The sequence below is a fragment of the Stenotrophomonas sp. YJH_SMC_29 genome (assembly GCF_059371235.1).
In genome coordinates this window covers 421,431-445,854 of record NZ_JCAFUK010000001.1, presented here as the reverse complement: position 1 = coordinate 445,854, position 24,424 = coordinate 421,431, and the positions used below count along the sequence as shown (strand labels likewise).

At 66.9% G+C, this 24,424-nt stretch carries 18 protein-coding genes and 1 pseudogene; 8 read left to right on the top strand and 11 right to left on the bottom strand.

Annotated elements, in window-relative coordinates:
- Nucleotides 1–144 precede the first annotated feature (144 nt).
- Entirely contained in the window at nucleotides 145–690 is a 546-nt protein-coding gene (locus AC5P9I_RS02160) for a WG repeat-containing protein (protein ID WP_049466871.1), read from the bottom strand.
- A complete protein-coding gene (locus AC5P9I_RS02155; RefSeq protein WP_049466870.1) occupies nucleotides 687–2,393 on the bottom strand; it encodes an alkaline phosphatase in 1,707 nt (568 codons plus the stop codon). Before AC5P9I_RS02155 ends, AC5P9I_RS02160 begins: the two co-directional genes overlap by 4 nt.
- Before the next feature lie 153 nt (nucleotides 2,394–2,546).
- On the opposite strand from AC5P9I_RS02155, the gene AC5P9I_RS02150 reads away from it, so the two are divergent.
- Nucleotides 2,547–3,881, top strand: a complete 1,335-nt coding sequence (locus AC5P9I_RS02150) for a dicarboxylate/amino acid:cation symporter (protein WP_005410518.1) — start codon at nucleotides 2,547–2,549, stop codon at nucleotides 3,879–3,881.
- A 306-nt stretch (nucleotides 3,882–4,187) separates the two neighbouring features.
- Here the strand turns inward: AC5P9I_RS02150 and AC5P9I_RS02145 are convergent, their stop codons facing one another.
- Entirely contained in the window at nucleotides 4,188–4,961 is a 774-nt protein-coding gene (locus AC5P9I_RS02145; protein WP_053091670.1) for a C40 family peptidase, read from the bottom strand.
- Nucleotides 4,962–5,092: 131 nt separating this feature from the next.
- A complete protein-coding gene (locus AC5P9I_RS02140; protein WP_014038010.1) occupies nucleotides 5,093–5,632 on the bottom strand; it encodes a C40 family peptidase in 540 nt (179 codons plus the stop codon).
- 111 nt (nucleotides 5,633–5,743) lie between these two features.
- Between AC5P9I_RS02140 and AC5P9I_RS02135 the strand changes: the two genes are divergently transcribed.
- The 7 genes and pseudogenes from AC5P9I_RS02135 to AC5P9I_RS02105 all read left to right on the top strand — a co-directional run bounded on the left by AC5P9I_RS02135 (nucleotide 5,744) and on the right by AC5P9I_RS02105 (nucleotide 11,234).
- Nucleotides 5,744–6,226, top strand: coding sequence for an FKBP-type peptidyl-prolyl cis-trans isomerase (locus AC5P9I_RS02135; protein WP_014647924.1), 483 nt, complete (start codon nucleotides 5,744–5,746; stop codon nucleotides 6,224–6,226).
- A gap of 99 nt (nucleotides 6,227–6,325) precedes the next feature.
- On the top strand, nucleotides 6,326–7,570 hold the full coding sequence (locus AC5P9I_RS02130; RefSeq protein ID WP_049466868.1) for a DUF418 domain-containing protein: 1,245 nt from the start codon (nucleotides 6,326–6,328) through the stop codon (nucleotides 7,568–7,570).
- Nucleotides 7,571–7,608: 38 nt separating this feature from the next.
- Nucleotides 7,609–7,757: pseudogene (locus tag AC5P9I_RS02125) on the top strand (amino acid dehydrogenase); the annotation flags it as partial.
- Entirely contained in the window at nucleotides 7,754–9,112 is a 1,359-nt protein-coding gene (gene gorA / locus AC5P9I_RS02120; protein WP_049466873.1) for a glutathione-disulfide reductase, read from the top strand. The pseudogene AC5P9I_RS02125 and the gene gorA, both read left to right, overlap by 4 nt.
- A gap of 100 nt (nucleotides 9,113–9,212) precedes the next feature.
- Nucleotides 9,213–10,133, top strand: a complete 921-nt coding sequence (locus tag AC5P9I_RS02115) for a DMT family transporter (RefSeq protein WP_019660628.1) — start codon at nucleotides 9,213–9,215, stop codon at nucleotides 10,131–10,133.
- A complete protein-coding gene (locus tag AC5P9I_RS02110; RefSeq protein ID WP_223224825.1) occupies nucleotides 10,040–10,468 on the top strand; it encodes an MGMT family protein in 429 nt (142 codons plus the stop codon). The genes AC5P9I_RS02115 and AC5P9I_RS02110 overlap by 94 nt, the downstream gene beginning before the upstream one ends.
- A 94-nt stretch (nucleotides 10,469–10,562) precedes the next feature.
- Complete coding sequence (locus tag AC5P9I_RS02105) at nucleotides 10,563–11,234, top strand: rhomboid family intramembrane serine protease (RefSeq protein ID WP_049466863.1); 672 nt, start codon at nucleotides 10,563–10,565, stop codon at nucleotides 11,232–11,234.
- Between the two features lie 130 nt (nucleotides 11,235–11,364).
- On the opposite strand, the gene AC5P9I_RS02100 is transcribed toward AC5P9I_RS02105, so the two are convergent.
- The 7 genes from AC5P9I_RS02100 to AC5P9I_RS02070 form a co-directional block, all read right to left on the bottom strand.
- Entirely contained in the window at nucleotides 11,365–12,948 is a 1,584-nt protein-coding gene (locus AC5P9I_RS02100) for a phytoene desaturase family protein (RefSeq protein WP_049470679.1), read from the bottom strand.
- 75 nt (nucleotides 12,949–13,023) lie between these two features.
- On the bottom strand, nucleotides 13,024–13,518 hold the full coding sequence (locus AC5P9I_RS02095; protein ID WP_064238948.1) for a VOC family protein: 495 nt from the start codon (nucleotides 13,516–13,518) through the stop codon (nucleotides 13,024–13,026).
- Nucleotides 13,519–13,643: 125 nt separating this feature from the next.
- A complete protein-coding gene (locus tag AC5P9I_RS02090; RefSeq protein ID WP_049470597.1) occupies nucleotides 13,644–15,653 on the bottom strand; it encodes a M13 family metallopeptidase in 2,010 nt (669 codons plus the stop codon).
- Nucleotides 15,654–15,908: 255 nt separating this feature from the next.
- Nucleotides 15,909–18,011 (bottom strand): M13 family metallopeptidase, encoded by a 2,103-nt coding sequence (locus tag AC5P9I_RS02085; RefSeq protein WP_049470601.1) that lies wholly within the window; start codon nucleotides 18,009–18,011, stop codon nucleotides 15,909–15,911.
- A 188-nt stretch (nucleotides 18,012–18,199) separates the two neighbouring features.
- On the bottom strand, nucleotides 18,200–19,027 hold the full coding sequence (locus AC5P9I_RS02080; RefSeq protein ID WP_130767859.1) for an SEL1-like repeat protein: 828 nt from the start codon (nucleotides 19,025–19,027) through the stop codon (nucleotides 18,200–18,202).
- Between the two features lie 129 nt (nucleotides 19,028–19,156).
- On the bottom strand, nucleotides 19,157–21,151 hold the full coding sequence (locus AC5P9I_RS02075) for an alpha/beta hydrolase family protein (protein ID WP_064238945.1): 1,995 nt from the start codon (nucleotides 21,149–21,151) through the stop codon (nucleotides 19,157–19,159).
- Between the two features lie 107 nt (nucleotides 21,152–21,258).
- A complete protein-coding gene (locus AC5P9I_RS02070) occupies nucleotides 21,259–24,165 on the bottom strand; it encodes a TonB-dependent receptor domain-containing protein (protein WP_049470608.1) in 2,907 nt (968 codons plus the stop codon).
- Nucleotides 24,166–24,424: the final 259 nt, after the last annotated feature.

Here is a 24,424-nt window from a genome sequence, read left to right as displayed (position 1 = left end):
ATCGAGCCCCCATGGACGGGTTTACGGCGTGTCCTGCCCACCCACACCGCCCCGCCATCCCACGGAACGCACGCTGTTGCTGTTGCTGTTGCTTCGGCCGTTGCCGTTGCATCGGCAGGTGCAGGGCGCAGCCCTGCCGAAACCCTACTTCACCCGGCGGCCCGCGCGGTCGATGCGGAACCACTCTCCGCCTTCCATCGGCGTGTGGCCATCGGCATCGGGCGTACCACGACGGCAGCCGTTGCAGACCTCGGCCACGCCATCCTGGAACGGCCAACCGAAATCGAACGTGCCGGGTACCACCTGGCGGAACGTCAGGTCGAAGTAGCCGATGCGCTTGCCGATGCGGCCGCGCAGCAGTCCTTCCTGCGGTGTTTCCGGGCCGTTGTCCCAGGTCAGCACCGGCAGGCTGCGGCCCTTGCGGTCGACGTAGTGGAAGCCCTGGTCGGCGTACACCACGGCCAGGCCGTGGTCGTCGTAGTTCAGGTCTTTCAACGTGCCGGCGCTGATCTTCGGCCGATGATCGACCACCTCGCAGCCGGGCAGCGGCCACAACCCGTGTTCGTCGGTCAGCAGCTGGCATGCCGGTGCCTGTGCCGCTGCATTGGTACTGGCCAGCACGCCAAGCAGGGCCAGCGACCGCGCGAAGCGGCCGCTGGCAGGGGCAGGGCGGGCCTGCCGCACGATCACTTGGCCTCGGCCTTGCGTTCGAATGCCGTCGGCACCGGCAGCTGTACCGGCACGCCCTTGTCATCGCAGGTGCCGGCCTGGCACAGGCGCTCGCGCAGGGCCGGGGTGGCCTGCACGATCATGTGGTAGATCGCGTTCTGTTCCAGCGTGCCGCGGATCGCCTTGCTGCCCGGGCCGCGCGCCCAGATGCCGACGTCCTCGCCGCCGTGCGACTCGGACTTCATCGGCACCAGCGCCTCCTGCATGTAGTCCGGATGCTCGGTGTCGACCTCGCGCAGGTTCGGGCGGCCGTTGGCCGGTTCGAAGCTGCTCGGGTTGTGCGGGTAGCGCTTCGGGCCGGCCGGCTGCTGGTTGCTGCTGCCGGTGTGGCCCGGGCCATTGGCGTAGCTCAGCGTGGTGTACGGCTGGCCGGTGCCATCCAGCGCGTAGTCCAGCTTGCCGGCGCCATCTTCGCCGCCCTTGTCCTTCACCTTGCCCAGGATCGGGTTGCCGCGCGCCGGGTAGCCGACGAAGTTCAGCGTGTGCGAGTGGTCGGCGGTAACGATGATCAGGGTGTCGTCGGCCGAGGTCAGCTCGTTGGCCACGCGCACCGCGTCGGACAGCGCCACGGTCTCGGTCAGTGCACGATAGGCGTTGCCGCTGTGGTTGGCGTGGTCGATGCGCGCGCCTTCGATCATCAGCACGTAGCCTTCCGGGTGCTTCGACAGATTCCTGATCGCTGCCGCCGTCAGTTCGGCCAGGCTCGGCTCGCCGCCCGGATCCTGCGGGCGCTCGTATTCGTAGCGCATGTGGTCCGGCTCGAACAGGCCGAGGATGGCCGGTGCATTGGCGGCAGCGGCCAGCTGCTTGCTGTTCCACACGTAGGCGCCCTGCGGGTGCGCCTGCTGCCATTCCTGCACCAGGCTGCGACCATCCAGGCGCTGGCCGACCTTGTCGTCGTACTCCGGATCGCGCTCTTCGACGGTGGTGAACTCACCGCGGCCGCCCCCCAGGGCAACCAGCGGGCCCCGGCCGTAGCGCGAGGTCGACAGCAGCTGCTGGGCGATGTCCTTGCAGCCCGCGGCCTTGGCTGCCTCGGTCAGGTCGGTGTCGTTTTCCCAGTTGCGCTCCGGCGAGTGCGCGTAGGTGGCGGCCGGGGTCGCATGGGTCAGCCGCGCGGTGGATACCACGCCGGTAGCCAGGCCAGCGCTGTCGGCCAGCTGCAGCCAGGTCAGCAGGCCCTTGGACAGGCTGTCGGCGCAGTCGGTACGGCTGCCGGCGCTGACACCGATCGCGCCCATGTGGGTCTTCACGCCGGTCGTGATGGCGGTCATGGTGCCGGCCGAATCCGGGGTCTGCGAATCGGTGTTGTAGGTCTTGCTGAACGCCGTGGCCGGGAAGCGCTCCCACGACAGCAGGTTCTCTTCGCCCGACCCGCCCTTCTGCTGGCCCTCGTAGATGCGCGAGGCGGCCACGGTGGTCAGGCTCATGCCGTCGCCGAGGAACAGGATGACGTTCCTGGCCTTGCCGGACATCGCGCCGTTGGCGGCGGCCTGGGCGGCGCCGCTGCGGTACCACCACTGCGGGGTTTCGCCGGCCGGGTGGGCGACCGGGGCGACGGCGATCTTCAGGCCGGCCGGGGCGGAGGCAGGGGAGGTGCTGGCGCAGGCGCCGAGCAGCAGGGTGGTGGCGCAGGCGGCCAACAGGGAGACAGAACGGCGCATGGACGCTGGGATCTCACAAACTGTAACGGGACATTCATTATGCCCGCCCTCGCAAGGCACGCCGATGACACACTGATTTGCCGGTCGGGCGGTCGTTCCGCAGGCCGCGTTGGGCTATCGTGCCAGCATCCCTTCCTTCCCTCTGGATTGCCTATGAAGCTGGTCTCTGCCTGGCTGCGGATTCCATTCTGGCAGCGCGTGGTCGGTGGCTTCGTGCTCGGTGCGCTGGCTGGCTGGGCGCTCGGCCCCGCTGCGGAAACGTGGTTCGGCCCACTTGGCGAGCTGTACGTCACCCTGATCAAGATGATCGCCGTGCCGCTGGTGTTCTTCGCGGTCATCAACGCGATCTCGTCGCTGCACGGGCAGAAGTCGGTGGCCGCGCTCAGTGGCCGTACCTTCCTGTGGTTCGTGATCACCGCTGCATTGGCGGTGTGCGTCGGGCTGGGCGTGGGCACCGTGCTGCAGCCCGGCGCCGGTGGCCTGCAGCTGACAATGGCCAGCAACTACGTGCCGCGTGAAGTGCCCAGCGTGGTGCAGGTGCTGCTGGACGTGGTGCCGGCCAATGTCTTCTACGCGCTGTCCGGCATCGGCACCAAGGTCAACGCGGCCGGGGAGACCGTGCTGGCGGCCGGTCGTGGCTCGATCCTGCCGGTGATCTTCTTCGCCGGGCTGGTCGGCTTTGCCATCGTCAAGCTTGGCGAGAAGGTGACCGAGGCGCGCAAGCTGGTCGGGCAGATGAGCGACATCATGATCCAGGTGACCCGCTTCGTGCTGGAAGTCACCCCGATCGGCACCTTCGGCCTGATCGCCGGCCTGGTCGGCAGCTATGGCTTCGAGAAGCTGCTGCCGCTGGGCCATTTCGTGCTGGCCCTGTACGTGGCCTGCGCCCTGCACATCGTGGTGGTCTACAGCGCGCTGCTGCTGGCGCACGGCCTGAACCCACTGAAGTTCTTCCGCGGCGCGGCGCCGGGCATGCAGGTGGCCTTCGTCAGCTCGTCCAGCTTCGCCGCGATGCCGGTGGCACTGCGTTCGATCACCCACAACCTGGGCGTGAACAAGGACTACGGCTCGTTCGCGGTGCCGCTGGGCGCCAGCATCAAGATGGACGGCTGCGGCGCGATCTATCCGGCGCTGTGCGCGGTGTTCATCGCGCAGTACAGCGGCGTGCCGCTGACCCCGGAACAGTACGTGGTGGTGCTGATCGCTTCGGTGCTGGGCAGCTTCGGTACGGCCGGCGTGCCGGGGACCGCGGTGATCATGGCCACGGTGGTGCTGAGCGCAGCGAACCTGCCGCTGGAGACCATCGGCTACCTGTACGCCATCGACCGCATCCTGGACATGATGCGCACGATGACGAACGTGACGGGCCAGATGCTGGTGCCGGTGATCGTGGCCAAGGAGACCGGGCTGCTGGACCAGGCGGTGTATGACAACCCGTCCAGCAACGTGGGCGTGGACGACCCCGACCCGACACCACCACGCGGCTGAGGTTGCGTGGAGATGAAAGGCCCGCCGTAAACCGGCGGGCTTCTTGTCTGGGAGCTGGCTGGCGCGGTGGCGGTCAAGCCGGGCCTGGTAGATCCACGCCATGCGTGGATGGAGACGGTGCCGACCAAGGCCGGCACCCACCAAAGGTCAGCCCCCACCAGAGGTCAGTAGATCCACGCCATGCGTGGATGAGGGCGGTGCCGACCCAGGTCGGCAGCGACCCACCATTACGCGGGCCCAACAAAAAAGCCGCTGCAGGGCAGCGGCTTTGCTTTGCGTATCAGGCGGCGCCGTGGCGCCAGCCGGTCAGAGGTCGACCCGGCGAGCCTGCATGAACTTGTTGCCCCAGTAGCCACTGAGCAGGGTGTCCACGCGCACGTCCTTGCCCGAGCTCGGTGCGTGCAGGAAGCGGCCGTCGCCCACGTAGATGCCGACGTGGTCGACGCGGCCCTTGCGGCCGAAGAAGACCAGGTCACCGGCCGCCAGCGCGGTGCGGTCGTTGATCAGCTCGGCGTTGTCATCGTGCGCCATCTCGCGCGAGACACGCGGCAGCTCGATGCCCAGGGCCGAGCGGAACACGTAGCCGACCAGGCCGCTGCAGTCGAAGCCGCTGTCCGGATTGCTGCCACCCCACCGGTAGGGGGTACCCAGCAGGGTCATCGCGCGGCGCAGCAGCGACTGCACCTTGCCGTTGTCCGCGGCGGTGCCGACGACGCTGCCATTGGCGGCGCTGCTGGTGTCGTAATTGGCGAGCAGGCGGCTGAGGTCACCAGCCACCACGGCCGAGCGGTCCATCAGCGGAATGGTGTCGTTGGCGGCCAGGTGCGGCAGCAGCGCGGCCAGCGTGGCGCTGGCGGCGGCATCGACGCGGCTGCGCTGGGGAGCGGCAGCCTCGGCCTTGGCGGCCGGTCGGGCGGTGCTCTCGGCCACTGGGGCCGCGGGTGCATCGGAACGGTTCGGAACCGTCTGCGACCAGGCCGGAAGGCTGGTCAGGCACAGTGCCAGGCCAAGCAGCAGCGGGCGGGCACCACGTGAAGATACGGAAGTCTGGCCTTCGCTTTTCAGGTCGTCAGTCGTCACGCGTCGGTCACAGGAAAAAAACGATGGGGCATCATGCCCTGTAAAAGCGCGGATAAGTTAAAAATTCCGTTAGTAATTCGTTAGTTGCATGGTGATTGTCGTCACAGTTTTGAACATATCGCCTGTTCATTTTAGCGAAGGACGCGTTTCGCCCCTGTGTAGTGGTCCTTCCAGTAAGGTCCACTGAGCGAGTCCAGGCGCACCGTGCCGCCGGTGCTCGGCGCGTGCACGAAGCGTCCTTCACCCACATAGATGCCGACGTGGGTGACGCTGCCGCGACTGCCGAAGAACACCAGGTCGCCGGTGGCCAGGCGCTGCGGATCGATCTTCGGGCCCTGTACCGCAGCGAGGTCGCGCGAGGTGCGCGGCAGCCGCAGGTCCAGCATCTCGCGGTAGACATAGGCGACCAGGCCGCTGCAGTCGAAGCCCGAGTCCGGGGTATTGCCGCCATAGCGGTAGGGCGTGCCGACCAGGCTGATGGCGCGCATCAGCACCGAGTTGGCGGCCTCGGGGTTGTCCGGCACGGTCTTTGGCCAGTTCGCGGTCGGCGGCGGCGGGGCCGGACGGGTGGCCTTGCCGCCGCCGCAGGCGGTCATCAGCAGGGGTAGCGCCAGCAGCAGGGCCGGGGCAAGGAACCGGCGCGGGCCGGACGAAACTGGCGTGATGTGCATGATCTCCGGATAATGCGCCACCTTGGATTGGCCGTCATGATGGCGGCGTCCCCGTCGGGCGACAACCCGCCCCAACCCGCCTGCCTCCGGCAGATCCAGACAGAGTTGCGCATGAAGATCGAAAAAGACCGCGTTGTCCGCTTCCACTACACCGTTTCCGAAGTCGGCCAGGAGCCGATCGAATCGTCCAAGGACCGCGGCGAGCCGCTGGCGATCCTGATCGGCCACGGCAACATCATCCCGGGCCTGGAAAACGCCATGATGGACAAGGAAGCCGGCGCGACGTTCAACGTCGACGTCAAGGCGGCCGACGCCTACGGCGAGCGCCGTGAGGGCCTGTCCCAGCGCGTGCCGAAGAAGCACTTCGGCAACACCAAGCTGGCGCCGGGCCAGCAGGTGGTGCTGCAGACCAACTTCGGCCCGCGTGCGGTGACCGTGCAGAAGGTCGGCATGAGCGTCGTCGACGTCGACCTGAACCACCCGATGGCCGGCAAGGACCTGCACTTCGACGTCGAAATCGTCGACGTGCGCGAAGCCGGCAAGGAAGAGCTGGACCACGGCCACGTCCATGGCGACGGTGGTCACCAGCACTGATCGCAGCGCGATCGTGATGGCAGCGACGGCCCGCTTCGGCGGGCCGTTGTGTTTCCGGGCCACGACGCGGGCGTCCATGCCGCGCGGGCCGGCGGCATAATGGCGGACCTGCCCGACGGACGCCCCGTGAACGCTGTTTCTCCTTCCCTGCAGCCGATGGCCTCCGGCGAACGCATCGCGGTGCTGGACGTACTGCGCGGCGCGGCACTGCTGGGCATCCTGCTGATGAACATCGAGGCCTTCAGCGGCCCGCTGGACCTGGCCTTCACCGGCATCGACACGCACTGGCAGGGCATCGACTCCTGGGCCGATGCGTTGGTCTACGTGTTCGTACAGGGCAAGTTCTTCACCCTGTTCTCGCTGCTGTTCGGCGCCGGCTTCGCAGTGATGGCGCAGCGCGCCGAGGTGGCCGGGCGCGCGTTCACGCCGTTCTACCTGCGCCGCAGCGCTGGCCTGCTGCTGATCGGCCTGTGCCACGCGCTGCTGGTCTGGTCCGGCGACATCCTGGTGATGTACGCGTTGGTCTCGTTGCCGCTGCTGGCCTGCCGCGAGGCGCCGCGCAGCTGGCTGCCATGGATGGGCGTGACGGTCTACCTGGGCGGCGTGGCGATGATGCTGCTGGTGGGCGCGATGGTGTCGATGGCTTCGGCGGAGGATGTGCAGAAGATGCTCGCCGAAGCACAGCAGGCCATCGCGCAGCAGCGCCTGGTCTACGGCCACGGCAGCTGGATGCAGGCCACCGCGCAGCGCCTGCACGAGTTCGGATCGTCGATGGGCGCGCTGCTGATCACCGGTCCGGAAGTGCTGGGCATGTTCCTGATCGGCAGCTGGTTCACCGCCAGCGGCGCACTGGCTTCACCCGAGCGCTTCCCACGGCTGTACGCGCTGCTGCGTTGGGTGGCACTGCCGCTGGGCCTGGCGGTCACGCTGCTCGGCGTTGCCTGGAAGCCGTATCTGGCACCGGGCGCCTACGACCTGCCGGTGACCGCAGCGATGGCACTGGTGACGATCGGCGGGCTGCCGATGTGCCTGGGTTACCTGGCGTGGATCGTGCATTGGCGCGCGCGGCTGGGATGGCTGGCGCCGGTCGGGCGCATGGCATTGACCCACTACCTGGCCCAGTCGTTGCTGTGTACCTGGCTGTTCTACCACTATGGCCTGGGTGGGTTCGAGCGGATGCCGCGCAGCGTGCAGTTGCTGTTCGCGTTGCTGGTGTTCGCAGCGCAGGTGGCTGTTTCGCACGCGTGGCTGGCGCGCTTCCGCTTTGGTCCGATGGAATGGCTGTGGCGAGCGATGACCTACCGGCAGTGGCCACCGATGCGGCGCAGTGCGGAGCAGGGCTGAGCGATGGGCGCGCATGCGCTGCGCTGATCGGTCGCGGCCCCATGCGTCCTCACGCCTGGCTTGCGGCGGGGCATGGCATGCTCGGCATCAGCATGAGCACCGGTGGTGGCCAGCGGATCGCCGATCACGTCCTGCGGCCGCGCGCTGGTGATCGATCCTGCCCCTACCGAGCGAGCGATTCCGATGAGCACTGCACCCTATGATTACGACCTGATCGTCCTTGGCGGCGGCTCCGCCGGCCTGGCCGGTGCGATCCGCGCGGCCCAGCATGGCCGGCGCGTGGCGCTGCTGGAGCCGGGTGAACTGGGCGGCACCTGCGTCAACGTCGGCTGCGTGCCGAAGAAGGCGATGTGGCTGGCGGCCGACCTGCACGAGCGCATCGGCCTGGCCAACGCGATGGGCTTCGATGTCGAGGCACGCCCGGCGCTGTCGTGGAAGGAACTGGTGATCCATCGGCATGCCTACATCAGCAACATCCACACCAGCTACCACAAGCGCCTGGATGAAACCGGCGTGGTACGGATTCCGGCGCGCGGCCATCTGCTCGACGCGCATACCGTGGCCTGCAGCGACGGCGTGCGCTACAGCGCCGAGCACATCCTGATCGCCACCGGCGCGCACCCGCTGCGCCCGGAGATTCCCGGCGCGGAACTGGGCCTGGTCTCCGATGATTTCTTCGATCTGCGCGCGGCACCGGCCGAGGTCGCGATCATCGGTGGCGGTTATATCGCGGTGGAACTGGCCGGGCTGCTGCAGGCACTGGGCAGCCGGGTAAGCCTGCTGGTACGGGGGCAGCGCCTGCTGGAGCGCTTCGATTACGAGCTGACCGATCAGCTGGCCGAGAACCTGAAACAGCAGGGCGTGCGGATCCACTTCGGCTATCGCCTGCGCGAACTGCAGCGCGATGGCGAGCGCGTGCGTGCGTTCGGCCATGACGGCCCGATGGACAGTGTGTTCGATGCGGTGTTCTTCGCTGCCGGCCGCCGCGGCAACAGCCGGGGCCTGGGTCTGGAAGCGCTCGGCATCGGCATTGGCGAGCATGAGCAGGTGCAGGTGGACGAGTGGCAGACCACCGGTGTGCCGAGCGTGCACGCGGTCGGCGACATCGCCGGCAAGGTCGGCCTGACCCCGGTGGCGGTGGCCGCGTCGCGGCGGTTGATGGACCGGCTGTTCGGGGGCCGCCCGCAGTCGAAGATGGATTACGAGAACGTGGCCAGCGTGGTGTTCTCGCATCCGCCGCTGGGCGCGGTGGGCATGAGCGAGGAAGAAGCGCGCCGGCGTTTCGACCAGGTGAGCGTCTACCACAGCCGCTTCCGCCCGATGCTGCAGGCGCTGGCCAACGGCACCCAGCGCAGCCTGTTCAAGATGGTCTGTGCCGGCCCGGAAGAACGCGTGGTGGGCATCCACCTGCTGGGCGAAGCGGCCGACGAGATCCTGCAGGGCTTTGCCGTGGCGGTGAAGATGGGCGCGACCAAGGCCCAGTTCGACGACACCGTGGCGATCCACCCGACCTCGGCCGAGGAAGTGGTGCTGATGCGCTGAGCCGGGCCGTTGTGGCTTTACAGGGCAGCGGGCGCCCCCATGCGACAATGGGCGTCCCCACGCCTTACCGGGCCGCCCTGCGCGGCCCGCCGTCGTCCTGATGTCCACTCCCGCTTCCCGCATCGCCACTGCTTCCCCGCGCATTGCGCTGGGCGGCATCGGCCTCGCCGCGATCGGCGCCATTGCCGCGTCGGGCAAGGCGATCATCGTCAAGCTCGGCCTGCGCCATGGCGTCGATGCCACCACGCTGCTCGCGCTGCGCATGCTGATGGCGCTGCCGCTGTTCGTGCTGATGGCCCTGTGGGCCGCGCGCCGGGCCGAGCCGCTGTCCTGGGCTGATCGCGCCCGCGTGCTGTGGCTGGGCTTTACCGGCTACTACCTGTCCAGCCTGCTCGACTTCCAGGGACTGCAGTACATCAGCGTGACCCTTGAGCGGCTGATCCTGTACTTGAACCCTACCCTGGTGCTGCTGATCAACGTGCTGCTGGCGCGCCAGCGGCCGGGCCGCTGGCAGATCGGTGCGCTGGTGCTGAGTTACCTCGGCGTGCTGCTGGCCTTCGGGCACGACCTGCAGCGCGAGGGCGGCCAGATCATCGTCGGCAGCCTGCTGGTGCTGGGCAGTGCGCTCAGCTATGCGCTGTACCTGTTCGGCAGCGGGCAGGTGGTCGCGCGCATCGGTGCGGTGCGGCTGACCGCCTATGCCAGCTGCGTGGCCAGCGTGCTGGTGCTGCTGCATTTCGCAGTGACCCATCCGCTGCCGTTGCTGTGGCAGGCACCGGCGCCGGTACAGTGGCTGTCGCTGGTCAACGCCACGGTGTGCACGGTGCTGCCGGTGCTGGCGATCATGCTGGCGGTGCAGCGCGTGGGTTCGTCGCTGGCCGCACAGGTCGGTATGCTGGGCCCTGTTTCCACCATCGTGATGAGCCTATGGCTGCTCGACGAACCGATGGGGCCGGCGCAGATCGCCGGCACCGTGCTGGTGCTGATCGGCGTGCTGCTGGTGACCCGGCTGCGGCGCTGACCCCGGAGCAGGCGCGTGCGCGCATCCTGGCGGTGATCCGCGCGATCCCGGCGGGGCAGGTGATGGGCTATGGCCAGGTCGCGATGCGCGCTGGCCTGCCCGGGCGTGCGCGCCTGGCCGCGCGCGTCCTGGGCCAGAACGACGATCCCGACCTGCCCTGGCACCGTGTACTGCGCTCGGATGGGCGCATCGCCATGGCGGAAGGGTCGGCCGGCTGGCGCGAGCAGTCGCAGCGCTTGCGTGCCGAGGGCGTGCAGGTGGAAAACGGCCGGGTGCGGATGCCGGCGGCCGATCCGGCGGCGGCGCTGGATGCTGCTGTGTGGGGGCCCGGCTGAGCATCGCTGGCGACTGAACAGGGCATCCCGGGGGGCGCGCCAACATCACACGGTGCTGCGGCTATGATGGAGGCCGTTCCATGCCGGTGCTCCCATGTTCCCGCGACTGCCAACCGTCACCAAGGCCCTGCTGATCGCCAACGCGATCCTGTTCCTGCTGCAGCAGCCGTTCCTGCTCGGCATGCAGACCTTCGAGCCGTTCATGCTGCAACCGCTGCAGCAGGGCTTCGACGCGTTCTCCCCCGGCGGCAACTTCCAGCCGTGGCAGCTGCTGACCTATGGCTTCCTGCATGGCAGCTTCGGCCACCTGTTCTTCAACATGCTGGCGGTCTTCATGTTCGGCGCGCCGCTGGAGCAGACCTGGGGCGAGAAGCGCTTCCTGCTGTACTACCTGGTCTGCGTGGCCGGTGCCGGTGTCTGCCAGCTGCTGGTGGGTACGCTGCTGGAAAACCCTGCCACGGTGCTGGGCGCTTCCGGCGGCGTGTTCGGCCTGCTGCTCGCTTACGGCATGCTGTTCCCGGACCAACGGGTGATGCTGCTGTTCCCGCCGATCCCGATGAAGGCGCGCACCTTCGTGATCCTGTTTGGCGTGGGCGAACTGGTGCTGGGCATGACCGGCTGGCAGCCGGGCGTGGCCCACTTCGCGCACCTGGGCGGCATGCTGTTCGGCTGGTTGCTGATCCGCTACTGGCGCGGGCAGCCGCCGTTCAAGCGCCGCCCGCCCGGCCCACCGAAGCGCCCCAACCATCTGCGCAGCGTCAAATGATCGGAAGGATCATTTGACGTTGTAGGCGCCGACCGTTGGTCGGCACGCCTTCTCCCACGCGGTAGGTGCCGACCGTTGGTCGGCACGCCTTCTCCCACGCGGTAGGTGCCGACCGTTGGTCGGCACGCCTCTACAGATCCTGCAGCACCACCTGCGCCGCGTTGTGCCCCGGCGCACCGGTGACGCCACCGCCGGGGTGTGTGCCCGAACCGCACAGGTACAGCCCGGGCAGGGCGCCGCGATAGCCGGCCTGGCCGACCATCGGCCGTGCCGAGAACAGCTGGTTGGCGCTCAGTGCGCCGTGGAAGATGTCACCGCCGACCAGGCCGAAGGTGCGTTCCAGGTCCAGCGGCGACAGCACCTGTCGGCCTAGCACGCTGTCGGCGAAGCCCGGTGCATACCGGTCGACGGTCGCGATCATCAGATCGGCCACCGTGTCACGGTGATCATCCCAGTGACGTCCATCGGGCAGCACCGGTGCCACGTGCTGGCAGAACAGACTGGCCACATGCCGGCCGACCGGCGCCAGCGAAGCGTCCAGCGTGCTGGGAATCAGCATCTCCACGATCGGTTCGCGCGACCAGCCGTCGCGGCGCGCATCCAGCCAGGCGCGGTCCATGTAGTCCAGGCTGGGTGCCATGATGATGCCGGCGCTGAGGTGATCGCCGGGGCCGGGCAGGGCGCGGAAGTCCGGCAGCCGCGACAGCGCCACGTTCATCCGGAACGTGCCGGAACCGCAGCGCCAGTTCGCCATGCGTTCACGGGTCGCGTCCGGTACCTGTGCCGGGGCCAGCATCTGATCGTACAACAGCTTCGGGTTGACGTTGGCGATAACCGCGCGTGCACGCAGGATTTCACCGTTGGCCAGTTCCACCCCCACGGCACTGCCGTGTTCAACCAGTACGCGTCGCACGCCGGCGTCCACCTGCAGTTCCGCGCCAGCCGCGCGTGCAGCGGCGGCGATGGCCTGGCTGATTGCGCCCATGCCGCCGATCGCATGGCCCCACGCACCCTTCACGCCATTGCACTGGCCGAACACATGATGCAGCAGGACGTAAGCGCTGCCCGGTGTATACGGGCTTGCATAGTTGCCGACAATGCCATCGAAGCCGAACAGGGCCTTGATCGGCTCGCTCTCGAACCAGCGGTCCAGGTACTCGGCCGCCGACAGCGTGAACAGGTCCAGCAGTTCCTGCCGCAGCGATGGATCCAGCACCGCCAGCTCGCGGCCGAGGCGGCCCATCTGCCACAGTGCGGGCAGGGCACGCCAACCCCCGGCCACGCCCAGATCCGGCGGTGCACGCAGGGCCCATGCGCGGAGCACGTCGGCGAACATCTCCAGGCGCGCTTCGTAGGCGGGCAGGCGCTGCGCATCCCGCTCGGAAAATCTGGCGACTTCGGCCTGGGTGCGGCCCGGTGCCGACAGCAGGTAGCGGTCGTCGGGCAACGGCAGGAAGTTGTTGGCCGGGCGATTGATGATGCGCAGCCCATGCGCATGCAACTGCAGGTCGTCGATCACCTTCGGTTGCAGCAGCGACACGGTGTATGACGCCACCGAGTTGCGGAAGCCTGGATGAAACTCCTCGGTGACCGCAGCACCGCCGAGAACGCCACGACGCTCCAGCACCCGCACCTTCTTTCCGGCGCGTGCCAGGTAGGCCGCGCAGACCAGGCCATTGTGGCCACCGCCGATGATGATCGCATCCCAGGACATCAGCACCTCGAAAAAGGGGACGGAGGGGATTAAGTCGCAATTCGCACGGGGTCAGCAGCGGTGGGGAGAAACGACTTAATCCCCTCCGTCCCCTTTTTGGATGGCGGCCTGGAGGGTGGCGATGTCGATCTTCTTCATCGGCATCATCGCGTTGAAGGCGCGCTTGGCCAGCGCCTTGTCCGGGCTGGTCACCGCTTCGATCAGGATGCGTGGGCTGATCTGCCACGAGATGCCCCAGCGGTCCTTGCACCATCCGCATTGGCTCTCCTGTCCGCCATTGCCGACGATCGCATCCCAGAGGCGGTCGGTCTCGGCCTGGTCGTCGGTCTGGATCTGGAACGAGAACGCTTCGCTGTGCTTGAACGCAGGTCCGCCGTTGAGCCCGACGCAGGGGATGCCGCAGACCGTGAATTCAACGGTCAGCACGTCGCCTTCCTTGCCGTCCGGATAGTCGCCCGGGGCATGATGCACGGCCGTCACCGCGCTGTCGGGCAGGTTGCCGGCATAGAAGGTGGCGGCCTCGAGCGCGTCGTTGTCGTACCAGAGGCAGATCGTGTTCTTGTGTGCCATGTCGGGGCTCCGCGATGGACGAAGCCGCAGCGATAGCATGCCCGGTGTTAACCCGGGATCGTGCTGCACCCGCAAAAAAAAGGGCGCCCGAAGGCGCCCTTTGCGTTACCACGGCCGCTGAAGGCTCAGCGCCAGACCTTGATCTGCTCGGCTTCGCTGCGCTGCATCGGCTGGCCGGCCTTGCAGCTGAAGGTGGCGCCGAACGCCGGCAGATTGGCCAGCGTGCCATTGCTGCGCCACAGGCCCGGCGCGCGGATGTCGGCGGTCAAGCGGCGCGCGGCCTCGTTCGGCGACAGCTGCTGCGCCCACAACGCCGACCAGGCGCGGAAGAAGCCCTGCTGCTGTGCCGGCTTGGCCTTCGGCTCCTGCGCGGTGTATGCGGCCCAGGCCAGTTCCAGCCCGGCGATGTCGGCCAGGTTCTCTTCCTGGGTGAGCGTGCCGTTGACCTTGGCACCCTTCACGCCCGGGAAATCGTAGGCGCTGTACTGCGCGGCGACGCGGTTGCCGAGCAGGGTCCAGGCGGTCTTGTCGGCCGGCGTCCACCAGCTGCGCAGTTCGCCCTTGGCATCGACCAGTGCGCCCTTGGCATCGATCGCACGGGTCAGCTCATGGCCGACCAGGCCACCGAAACTGCCGAACTTGTCGGCGGCATCGGCCTTGGCGTTGAACACCGGGCCCTGCAGGATCGCAGCGGTGACGATCAGGCGGTTCTGCGCCAGATCGTAGGCCAGCGACGGCTGCTGCGGCAGCACGTCCCAGCGGCGGTCGGCGTTGCCCTTGCCGATGCGCTTCATTTCCTCGCGGTGGCGCCAGGTCGACGCGATCAGCATGTTGCCGCCGAACGAACCGCGGCCCATCGGCTGCACGCTGTAGTCGAGATCACGCAGCGGGGTGCCGATCTCGATCTTCAGCGCGGCCAGCTTGGACTGCGCTTCGGTCTTGGCTTCGGCACTCATCCAGCTGCTGTTCTTGACCGCCTCGATCTGCACTTCGCGCACCTTGTCGACGATCCATGCGGCCTGGCGACGGTCTTCGGCCGACAGGTAACGGGCCGCGTATTCGCGGCCGAGCATCGGACCGGCGGCCACGTTGATCGCCTCCAGCACATCTTCCCAACGCTGCGGCGGCAGCGTTTCGCCACGCAGCACGCGGCCACGGAACTCAAACTCCGCGTCGCGGTAGGCCTTGGACAGGTAGGGCGCCATCGAGTCGCCCACGCGCCAGCGCAGGTAGGCCTTCCACTGGTCCGGCTTGAGCTTGGTGACCATGCCATCGAGCTGCTTGAACAGGCCCGGGTCGGCCAGCGAAACCAGGTCGTCGTCCACGCCCTGGGCCTTCAGGAACGCGTCCAGCTGCAGGTTGCGGTAGCGGCTGTTGAGCTCCTTGGTGGAGATCGGCGCGTAGTTGTTGAACGGGTTGTTGATCCCGGCCAGCGACTGCGCGTTGCGCGCCAGCTCGGTCTCCAGTGCGATCACCGACTGCGACTCGGCATCGAGCTTGGCCGCCGGCGTGCCGGTCAGTGCCAGGATCTGCTTCACGTAGGTGCGGTAGCGGCCCATCAGGGCCACGGTGTCGGCGTCGGTGCGGGTATAGAACGCCGGATCCGGCAGGCCCATGCCACCCTGCATGAAGTAGCCGATGTGACGATCGAGTGCCTTCAGATCGACGTCCGGGCCAAAGTTGAAGGCCACCGGGATGCCGACCTGGTGCAGCGCGGCGATCGACGCCGGCACATCCTTGGCCTTCTTGATGGCATTGATGCGGGTCAGCAGCGGCGCGATCGGGTTGGAGCCGTCCGCTTCCACTGCTGCCTCGTCCAGGCCGCTGGCCCAGAAGTCGCCCAGCAGCTTCTGCACGTTGCCCTGCGGCGACTTCATCGCGGCGTCGAGCAGTTCACGCTGCTGCTGGCGGCTGCGCTCGACCAGCTGGCCGAGCGCGGTGGTGGCGCCGGTCTGCGGCACCGGGTTGGCCTTCAGCCAGCCTGCATTGGTGGCGTCGTAGAAGTCGCTGCACTGGGCGCTGACGGCCGGGGCGCGAGCGGCCTTCTTCTTGGCGGCAGCGAACGCATCGTGGGTCGGGACCAGGGTCGCCAGGCTGATGCCCAGGGCGATGGCAAGCGGACGGAAATTGGGCATGTGGAACGAATCCGTGATGGATTGAGGGCGCGCGCACTATAGCAAGCCGGGCATGGGCGCGGCATGCACACATCACGCGCCGTCTGCCGGGCATCGCGCGGCGCTGCCACCGGGCGCGGGGAGGCGCGCGACATGCACGCGTCACGGCGTGGTCGGCAGGGGTGCCACGCCTTGCGTGGACGGCGGGCATCGCAAAAAAGCAAAGGCCCGGGAAGTCCCGGGCCCTTGCAGGTCTGCCGCAGCGTCAGCCGTGGCTTACCAGATCACCACCTGCTGCTCGCCGGTGCGGGCCATCGGCGAACCGGCCTTGCACTGGAACGCGGCAGCGAAGGTCGGCAGGTTCGACGGCGCACCCATGGCGCGGAACTGCGCCGGGGCGTGCGGGTCGGTAGCCAGGCGGACCTTGGCGTTTTCCGGGGTGTACTTGGTGCGCCACACGGTGGCCCAGTTGAAGAAGAAGCGCTGGTCGCGGGTGAAGCCGTCGACCTTGGCATCTTCCTTGCCGGCGGTGGCCTTCTGCAGGGCGTCGTAGGCGGTAGCCAGGCCGCCCAGGTCGGCGATGTTCTCGCCCAGGGTCAGGTGGCCGTTCACCGCCTGGCCGTCGACCTTGTACTGGTCGAACTGCTTGACCAGCTTGCCGGTCAGGCCTTCGAAGTTCTTCTTGTCGGCCGGGGTCCACCAGTCTTCCATGTTGCCGGTCGGCCCGAAGCGCGCACCCTGGTCGTCGTAACCGTGGGTCATCTCATGGCCGATCACCGCACCGATGCCGCCGTAGTTCAGCGCGTCGTCGGCCTTGGGGTCGAAGAACGGCGGCTGCAGGATGGCGGCCGGGAACACGATCTCGTTCTGCAGCGGGTTGTAGTAGGCGTTGACGGTCTGCGGGGTCATGCCCCACTCGGTCTTGTCCACCGGCTTGCCGATCTTGGACAGGTTGAACTTGTAGTTGAACTCGTTGGCCGCGCGCACGTTGCCCAGGAAGCTGTCGCGCTGGGTCTGCAGGCCCGACCAGTCACGCCACTTGTCCGGGTAACCGATCTTCGGGGTGAAGGTTTCCCACTTGGCGATGGCCTTGGCCTTGGTTTCCTCGCTCATCCAGCTCAGACCCTGGATGCGGTCCTTCAGCGAGGCAGCCAGGTTCTTCACCAGCTCTTCCATCTTCGCCTTGGCTTCCGGCGAGAAGGCCACCTTCACGTACAGCTGGCCGAAGGCTTCGCCGGCGTCATTCTCGATGGTGCCCAGCACGCGCTTCCAGCGCGGCTTCTGTTCCTTCTGGCCGTTGAGGGTCTTGCCGTAGAACTCGTAGTTCTCCTGCACGAACGCGTCGGCCAGGTACGGCGAGGCGCTGTCCACGGTGTGGAAGCGCAGGTAGGCGCGCCACACCGACGGATCGGTGTCGCCCAGCGCCTTGCTCACTTCCTCATGGAAGGCCGGCATGGCCAGCGAGAACTTCTCCGGTGCGGCCACGCCCTGCGACTTGAAGAATTCGGTCCAGCTGAAGTTCGGGGTCAGCTTGTCGGCGTCGGCCAGGGTGACCGGGTTGTAGTACAGCTCGACATTGCGCGACAGCTCGACGCGCGACTTGGAGGCCTTGGCCAGGCGGGTCTCGAACTTGACGACCTCTTCCGCCTGCTTGGCGGCATCGGCAGCGGCGACGCCGGACAGTTCCAGCACCTTGGCCACGTGCGCCTGATAGGCCTTCAGCTTGTCGGCGTTCTTGGCGTCGGTGTAATAGGTGGTATCCGGCAGGCCCAGGCCGCCCTGGCTGGCGTAGGCCATGTTCACGGCCGAGTTCTTGAAGTCGGCTTCGGCACCGAAGCCGAACAGGAGGTTGTCGCCCTTGGCGGCACTGGTGCGCAGGTAGTCGGCGATGGCCGCCTTGTCCTGCAGGCCGTCGATCGCGGTCAGGTCGGCCTTCAGCGGCTCGATGCCCTGTGCGTTGATCTTGGCTTCGTCCATGCCGGTGGCCCACAGGTCGCCGACGATCTTCTCGATGTGGTTCGGGTTCTTGACCTGCGCGACCTGTTCGGCCAGCTGGTGCTGCACGGCCACCGAGCGCTCGTCGAGGATGGTGAACGCGCCCCAGCTGGTGCGGTCGCCCGGGATTTCATTGGCGGCCAGCCACTTGCTGTTGACGTAGTCGCCGAAGGCGGTGCAGGCGTCCTTGGTGGTGTCCAGGTCGCTCGGCTGGAAGGCGTTGTAGGCCGGCAGCTTGCTCTCGTCCAGCTTATAGGTGGTGGCTTCGGCCGTGGCCGGGGCGGAGGCGGCGGCGTCCTTGGCCGGGGCTTCAGTCTTGCCGCAGCCGACCAGCGCGGCCGAAACGGCCAGGGTCAGCAGCACGATCTTGGGAGTACGGGTCACTTGAATGGCCTCCGGGCCGAGTGAGTCAGGGAGTGGCCGCAGGCGCGGCCGTGGGCCGAACGATACGCCGCCGGCCAGACCTGCAAGGGTGTCGAAGGTCATGGTCAATGGCAAGCCGGCCTGCCCTGGCGGTGGTCGGTCGCCAGCAGGCAGGATCGGCATGGTCCGTTGGGGGGCGCGGTGCGCCCTCAGCGCAGGCCAGGGGTCGGCTGGGGCGGTTCGTCCCCGGTCACCGGCTCGGGGGCGTCAACCTGTGGAGCAACATCGGGGATTCGGCTACGCGCCTGGTTTTCGGTGGAAACCGGGGCCACGTTGCCAATTTCCACGCGTCCCACCCGCGGTGTCGACCAGATGCTGTCCTGCCATTGCCGGTACAGCTGCGGGTCCCAGTAACGGGTGTCGTAGAACTTGCTGCCATCAATCTGTTCAGTGGTGCCATTCGGGCCCGGCACGAGAATCTTGACGTTGCCCGCAAAGCCTGTGCGGCTGCCGGTCATGCGCTTCTGTTCACGCCGCATTGCCAATGCGAGGCGTGGCTCGGCGGCAGCGTCTCCAAACCGTGCATACACCGCTTCGCCCTGGCCGATGGCCTGGTTGCGTTGGTGTTCATCCAGCGCGGCCCAGTAGCGTTCGCGCAGTTCGACGAAGCCCTTGTAGCCACGCTCGGCAGCCAGGTCCATCCAGACGTAGGCCAGCGGGCGGTCGACCTCCGTGCCAGTGCCGTTCCACAGCATTTCAGCGACCCTTGCCTGCGAGACCTTGTCCCCGTAGAAGCCGGCGCGCTGGAAGAACGCAAATGCAGCGGGCAGGTCGTTGGCGCGCTGTTTTTCCATGCCCAGCATGCGGAAGCGCAGGTCGGGATGACCGTTCAGGAAGCCCGCGCTGATCATCAGCGGATCATCGGTTGGATCGCTGGGCAGCGGGGCCCTGGAAGGCGCTGGAGGCGCCGCCGCCAGCATGGCCGGCGAGGCCAACGCGACCAGGAGAGGGAGTGGCGAAAGCCAATGCAGTTTCATGTTCATCAATCCGTGATGGCAGCAAGGGGACCGCGTGCCCCCAATCATCGGGCGGAGCGCGCTTCGGGACATGCGGCGTAGGTCATTGTGCCAAAGGAAACACGGGGCAGGCGTGCTGCCCCGGTTCGTTCAGCGTGCGGGCGTGCCGATATGCCGGCCGAAGAAGTCGAGCATCTTCGAGTACAGATTTACCCGGGCCGGAACGTCGTAGAAGCCATGCATTTCACCGGACTGGATGATCACGCCTTCCGGAGGGTTGCCGGCATCGGTGAGTGCCTTGGCCATCAGCTCGGTCTGTTCGGGCACGGCGCGCATGTCGCGGGCACCTGCGGCCAGGAATACCGGAATCCTGACCTCACCGGCCCGGCGGGCGGGCGAGACCTTGTTCCATTCGGCCACGTCGGTGCCATGGGTGCGGCGCAGATAGCGCTGACCGGACTCGCGCTGCGGGATATCGCCCTTCTTGAACAGCATGTCCACGTCGTATACCCCGACGTAGCCGAAAGCACACTTGAACAGGCCTGGCTCGCGGATGGGCGCCATCAGTGCAGAGTAGCCACCGAAGCTGCCGCCATAGATGCACAGGCGGTCCTTGTCAGCCACCCCCTGGTCGATGGCCCAATGCGTGGCATCGAGGATGTCGTTCTGGATGCCGTCGGCCCATTGCCGGTGACCCGCGTTCTCGAAGGCCTTGCCATAGCCACCAGAGCCACGGAAGTTGACCTGCAGGACGGCATAGCCACGGCTCGCCAGCAGCTGCGCCTCGGGATTGAAGCCCCAGTTGTCGCGCGGGCCGATCGGGCCGCCGTGCGGGTTGACGATCATTGGCAGGCGCTTGCCTTGCGCCCCCTGCGGAACGGTCAGGTAACCATGCAGCAGCTGGCCGTCCCGTGCCTTGACGGTGAACGGGGTGACGCTGGCCATGCGCTTGGGATCAAGCCAGTCTCGGCCCTGCAGCAGGAAACGGGCCTGGCCGGTCTTGCGGTCGAACAGGTACAGCTCCCCTGGATTGGTGTCGCTGTAAACCGACACCAGGATGCGGTTGCCATCTTCGGTGGAACTGGAGAACTGCACCATCTGCCCGGGAAATGCCTGGGCCAGCGACTGGTACAGCGCGGCATCGGGGTGGTCCTCATCCAGCAGGGTGACCTTGGGGCTGCCGGCCTGGTTGACCACGCCGATCAGGCGCTTGTCATCAGTGCTCCACATCATCTGCGAGACTTCGCTGACAGGATCCTGGAACAGCTTCTGGAACTGGCCACTGCCGGTGTCCAGCGTGCCGATTGCCGATGGGACCTTGCCATCATCCTGTTCGGCGTAGACGGTACCGTCGGCGCTGGTGCGCAGCACGCGCAGATGCTGGCCGTCGGACTTGGAGGCGTTGATCAACGTCCAGGTGGTGCCGTCGCGGCGGTACAGCTCGCTGCGCTCATCATATTCGCCGCTCTCATCGCGGCTGGAACTGCAGACCGCGAAGCGCGGTTCCTTGGCGCCATCCAGTGCGATGTCGCAGTTCTCTTTGGGTGCGCGCGCCAAGGGCGTGCGCCTGCCGCTGATGGTGTCCACGCTCACTACCTGGGTGCCTGCGCCTTCGGAAGAGCGCGGGTAGCGGACCTGCATGATCACGTTCTGGTCATCGCCGCGCAGCGTGTCCAGCAACGAATAGGATTCGTTGCCCACGCTCTTGCTGCGCTGGGTGGCATCGCGGGTGCCGTAGAAGATCACCGGGCGGGCCTGGCTGCCGTCGGCGTTGACCGCGAACCATTCCCCGGTGGGGAAGGGCTGGGCGTAGCCGCCCTGCTTTTTCACCGCGTTGAACATCAGCCGTTCCGGCGATATCCAGTGGAAGCTGCCCACGCTCTTCTTGTCCGGCAGCTGGTTGACCTTGAGTACCTTCAGGTCACTGGTGCGCAGGATGGTCAGCACGTCCTGGTCGCCCAGATCGACACTGATAGCCAGGTAGGCGCCGCTCGGTGAGATTCTGGCCGAGCTGTAGCTGGCGTGCCTGGCGAAGTCTTCGATCGAATAGGGCGTCGCCGCGCCCGCAGCGGCGGCCGGCAAGGCAGCGGGGAGGGCGGCGGCGAGCGCCAGGGCCAACGGCGTCAACAGCGAGGTCTTCTTCATGATCAGGGGTCCTTGTCCTGGCCAGCGGTAGCTACGGCCGGTTCAAAAAAGGAAAGCCCGGTTCAGACCCGGGCTTTCCCATGCGTTCCTACCTCATGCAGCGAGGATCAGAACTTGTACTGCAGGCTCACGTAGAAGCGACGGCCCAGCGGGTCTGCGCCGATGAACGGGTTGTAGAACGGGTACGTAGTGTTGCTGTTGTCCTTGCGATACTGGTTGTCGAACACATTGACGACCTGGAAGGTGGCCAGCACGTTCTCGCCGAACTTCTTGCCCACACTCAGGTTCCACAGGAAGTACGGCGCCAGGCGACGCGAGTAGGCACCGCCCGCGCTGTTGGTGCCATCAGCTTCGGCATAGCTGAAGGCCGAGCCGTAGCGGGTGCCGAACACGGTGGTGGCCCAGTCGCCCTTGGTCCAGGTCAGGCTGCCGCGGGCGCGGCTGCGCTCGGGATTGAAGTACTCCGGCGGCAGGTCGCGGTAATCGATCAGGTCGTCGTCGGCGGTCTGCTTGTACTTGTTGGTCAGCGTCAGCGAGTAACCCAGGTCGACGTTGAAACGGCCCCAGCGGTCGGTGTCCAGCGCGTACTTGTAGGTTGCATCGATACCGCTGGTGTCCTGCAGTGCGGTGTTGATGTAGGCGTTGTTGATGCGCTGGATACGGCCATCGTCCGGCGAGCCGGGCAGGTTGGTGCGCGTGATCAGGCCCAGCACGTTCTGGCAGACCGAAGCACTGGGGACCGCGCGACCGTCGCTGGCGGTGCCCAGGCGGCAGGCCGCCTCAGCGCGCAGCAGGTAGTCGTTGCTCAGCTGGGCGGCGGCGTCCTCCAGGCGGATGCGGTAGTAGTCGACCGTCAGCGACATGCCATCCGTAACGTCCCACACAAAGCCTGCGCCCCACGACTTGCCCTTCTCCTCGGTCAGGTTCGGGTTGCCGGCCACCAGGGTCTGCACCGAGTACTTGGTCGGGTCACTCGTCGGCGTGTTGCACTGGGTGCGGGTACGCGGGCCCTGGGCAGCGCCCGGACCGGTACCGGAGCGGCAGGAGTACTCGTCCAGTTCGGTCGTGTAGGACGCGGCACCGCCGGCGTAGATCAGCTGCATGTCTGGCGCGCGGAAGCTGGTGGCATAGCTGCCGCGGAGCAGCAGGTTGCTGAACGGGCGGAATTCCAGGCCGAGGTTGTAAGTGGTGGATGCATCAACCGACGAGATGTCGTCGTACTTGTCATAGCGCGCCGCAGCGTTGACGCTCAGATTGCTGAAGATCGGCACGCGGAACTCGGCGCCGACGGCGTAGCGGTCGCGGGTGCCGTGGGTCTCACCGGAGCTGGTGAGGTTGTAGATGGTCTGGCCGTCGATCGGACGCAGCTGGTCGGTGCGCGGGTCGCTCACCATGTCCATCTTCTGGCGGTTCCATTCCAGCACGCTGGCGAAGCCAACAGCGCCGGCCGGCAGTTCGAACAGGTCGCCGCTGACGTTGAAGGCGGCATTCGCCACGCTGGTTTCGGAGCGGTTGATCACGCGGGTCGCGAAGGACTGGTAGATCTCCGGGGTGATCGGCGAGGACCAGCGATCCAGGTTCAGGCGGTGGATCGGGTAGACACCTGCACCGGTGCCGGTGGCGTTGCTGTAGCCCAGCACCGGTCCCAGGAAGTAGTCATGCACCGACTTCGCGAGCAGGCGCGGGCGGTCCATCTTGTAGTTGTAGTAGCCGTAGCCACCGGTGGCTTCCCAGTCGAAGCGGTCGGCGAAGGTGCCACGCACGCCGGCAGCGAAGTCGTAGGTGTATTCGTCGTACTTGGTGCTGGCCGCTTCATTGCCACCCAGTTCGGCGGCGGTGAAGACACGCTGCAACTGCACGATGTCGCGCAGGCCGGCATCGTAGTAGTACGCGCTGGTGGTGCCATTGGACAGGATGTTGAACTTGTCGCCCGAGGTGCCCCAGAACTCCGTGCCGGCGCTGGCCTTGGCGCTGGTGGTGTAATAGTTGACGCTGGCCCAGCCCTGGGTGGTGTCGGTGAAGTCGAAGGTGCCGTAGCCGTAGGCCGAGTAGAACTGGCGCTGGTTGGAGATCGAGCGCGCCGCGTTGCTGTCGTACGAACCGCAGTAGGTGCCACGGGCGGCGGTGGTCACCGTGGTGAAGCCCAGTGCATCGCACTTGGCCTGGCCCGGATAGTAGGCGTTCTGGTTGACCCGGCCATTGGCCGAGGCCAGGCCGCGGATCGCGATCAGCGACAGGCCCGGGGTTGCGGTCGAACCCAGCGGGCCCTCACGCAGATCCGACAGGAACTTGCGCTGGTTGGCGTAGACAGCCTCGCGATCGCTGTACTGCAGGGCCCAAACCGCGCTCCAGCGATCGCCGGTACGGCCGCCGGTCAGTTCCAGGTTGACCGTGTCGCCGCCGCCTTCTGCGGTGGTGCCGGTGGTCAGGCGGACCAGGTTGCCGTCGTAATGCTCGCGCAGCACGATGTTGACCACGCCGGCCACGGCGTCAGAGCCGTAAATGGCCGAGGCGCCGCCGGTCAGGACTTCCACGCGCTCGACGATGCTGCTCGGGATCGAGTTGATGTTGGCGACATTGTTGTCGCGGTTGTACGGCTGCGGGTACTGCGCCGGGCGACGGCCGTTCACCAGGGTCAGCGTGTAGCCGGGGCCCAGGTTGCGGAGGTTGACCACCTGTGCGTTCGGAGTGAAGCCGGTCACCGCCAGGTCGCCGGTGAAGGACGAGGTGGTGTTCTGGGTCAACGTCTGCAGCATGTCGCCAACGGTCTGGAAACCTTCACGGTCGATATCCGTGCGGGTGATCACCGTGACCGGTGCCGGGCCCTCGACGTCGGCGCGCTTGATGCGCGAGCCAACGACCGAGACGCGATCAAGATTGGTGGCACTGCTGTTCTTGCCGCCTGCCTCGTTGCCGGCTTCCTGGGCGAACGCGGGGGCGATGCCGGTTGCCAGGAGGGCCGTGGTGAGCGCAAAGCTCAGCGGGTGGCGGATGAGTGCCTTGCGGATGGTCATATGTGGATCCCCTGATGAATCAAACCTCGGTCGGCGCCTGTCGCAGCCGCCGCCGTCCCTGGTGGGCATTGCCCACGTTTCACCGGCTTCACAAGCCGACGATCCAACGTTAACACAGACTTAGCTTGGCCTGTCAACCATTCATGCTCTCGTCATAATGGCGGATTCGGCAAACCCGGGTTGAGTATCAGCCTTTTGCCATGTCATTGATTTCTTATGTTTTTTTCTCATATGGGGCGGTGAGGCCCGTCCCCGGCGC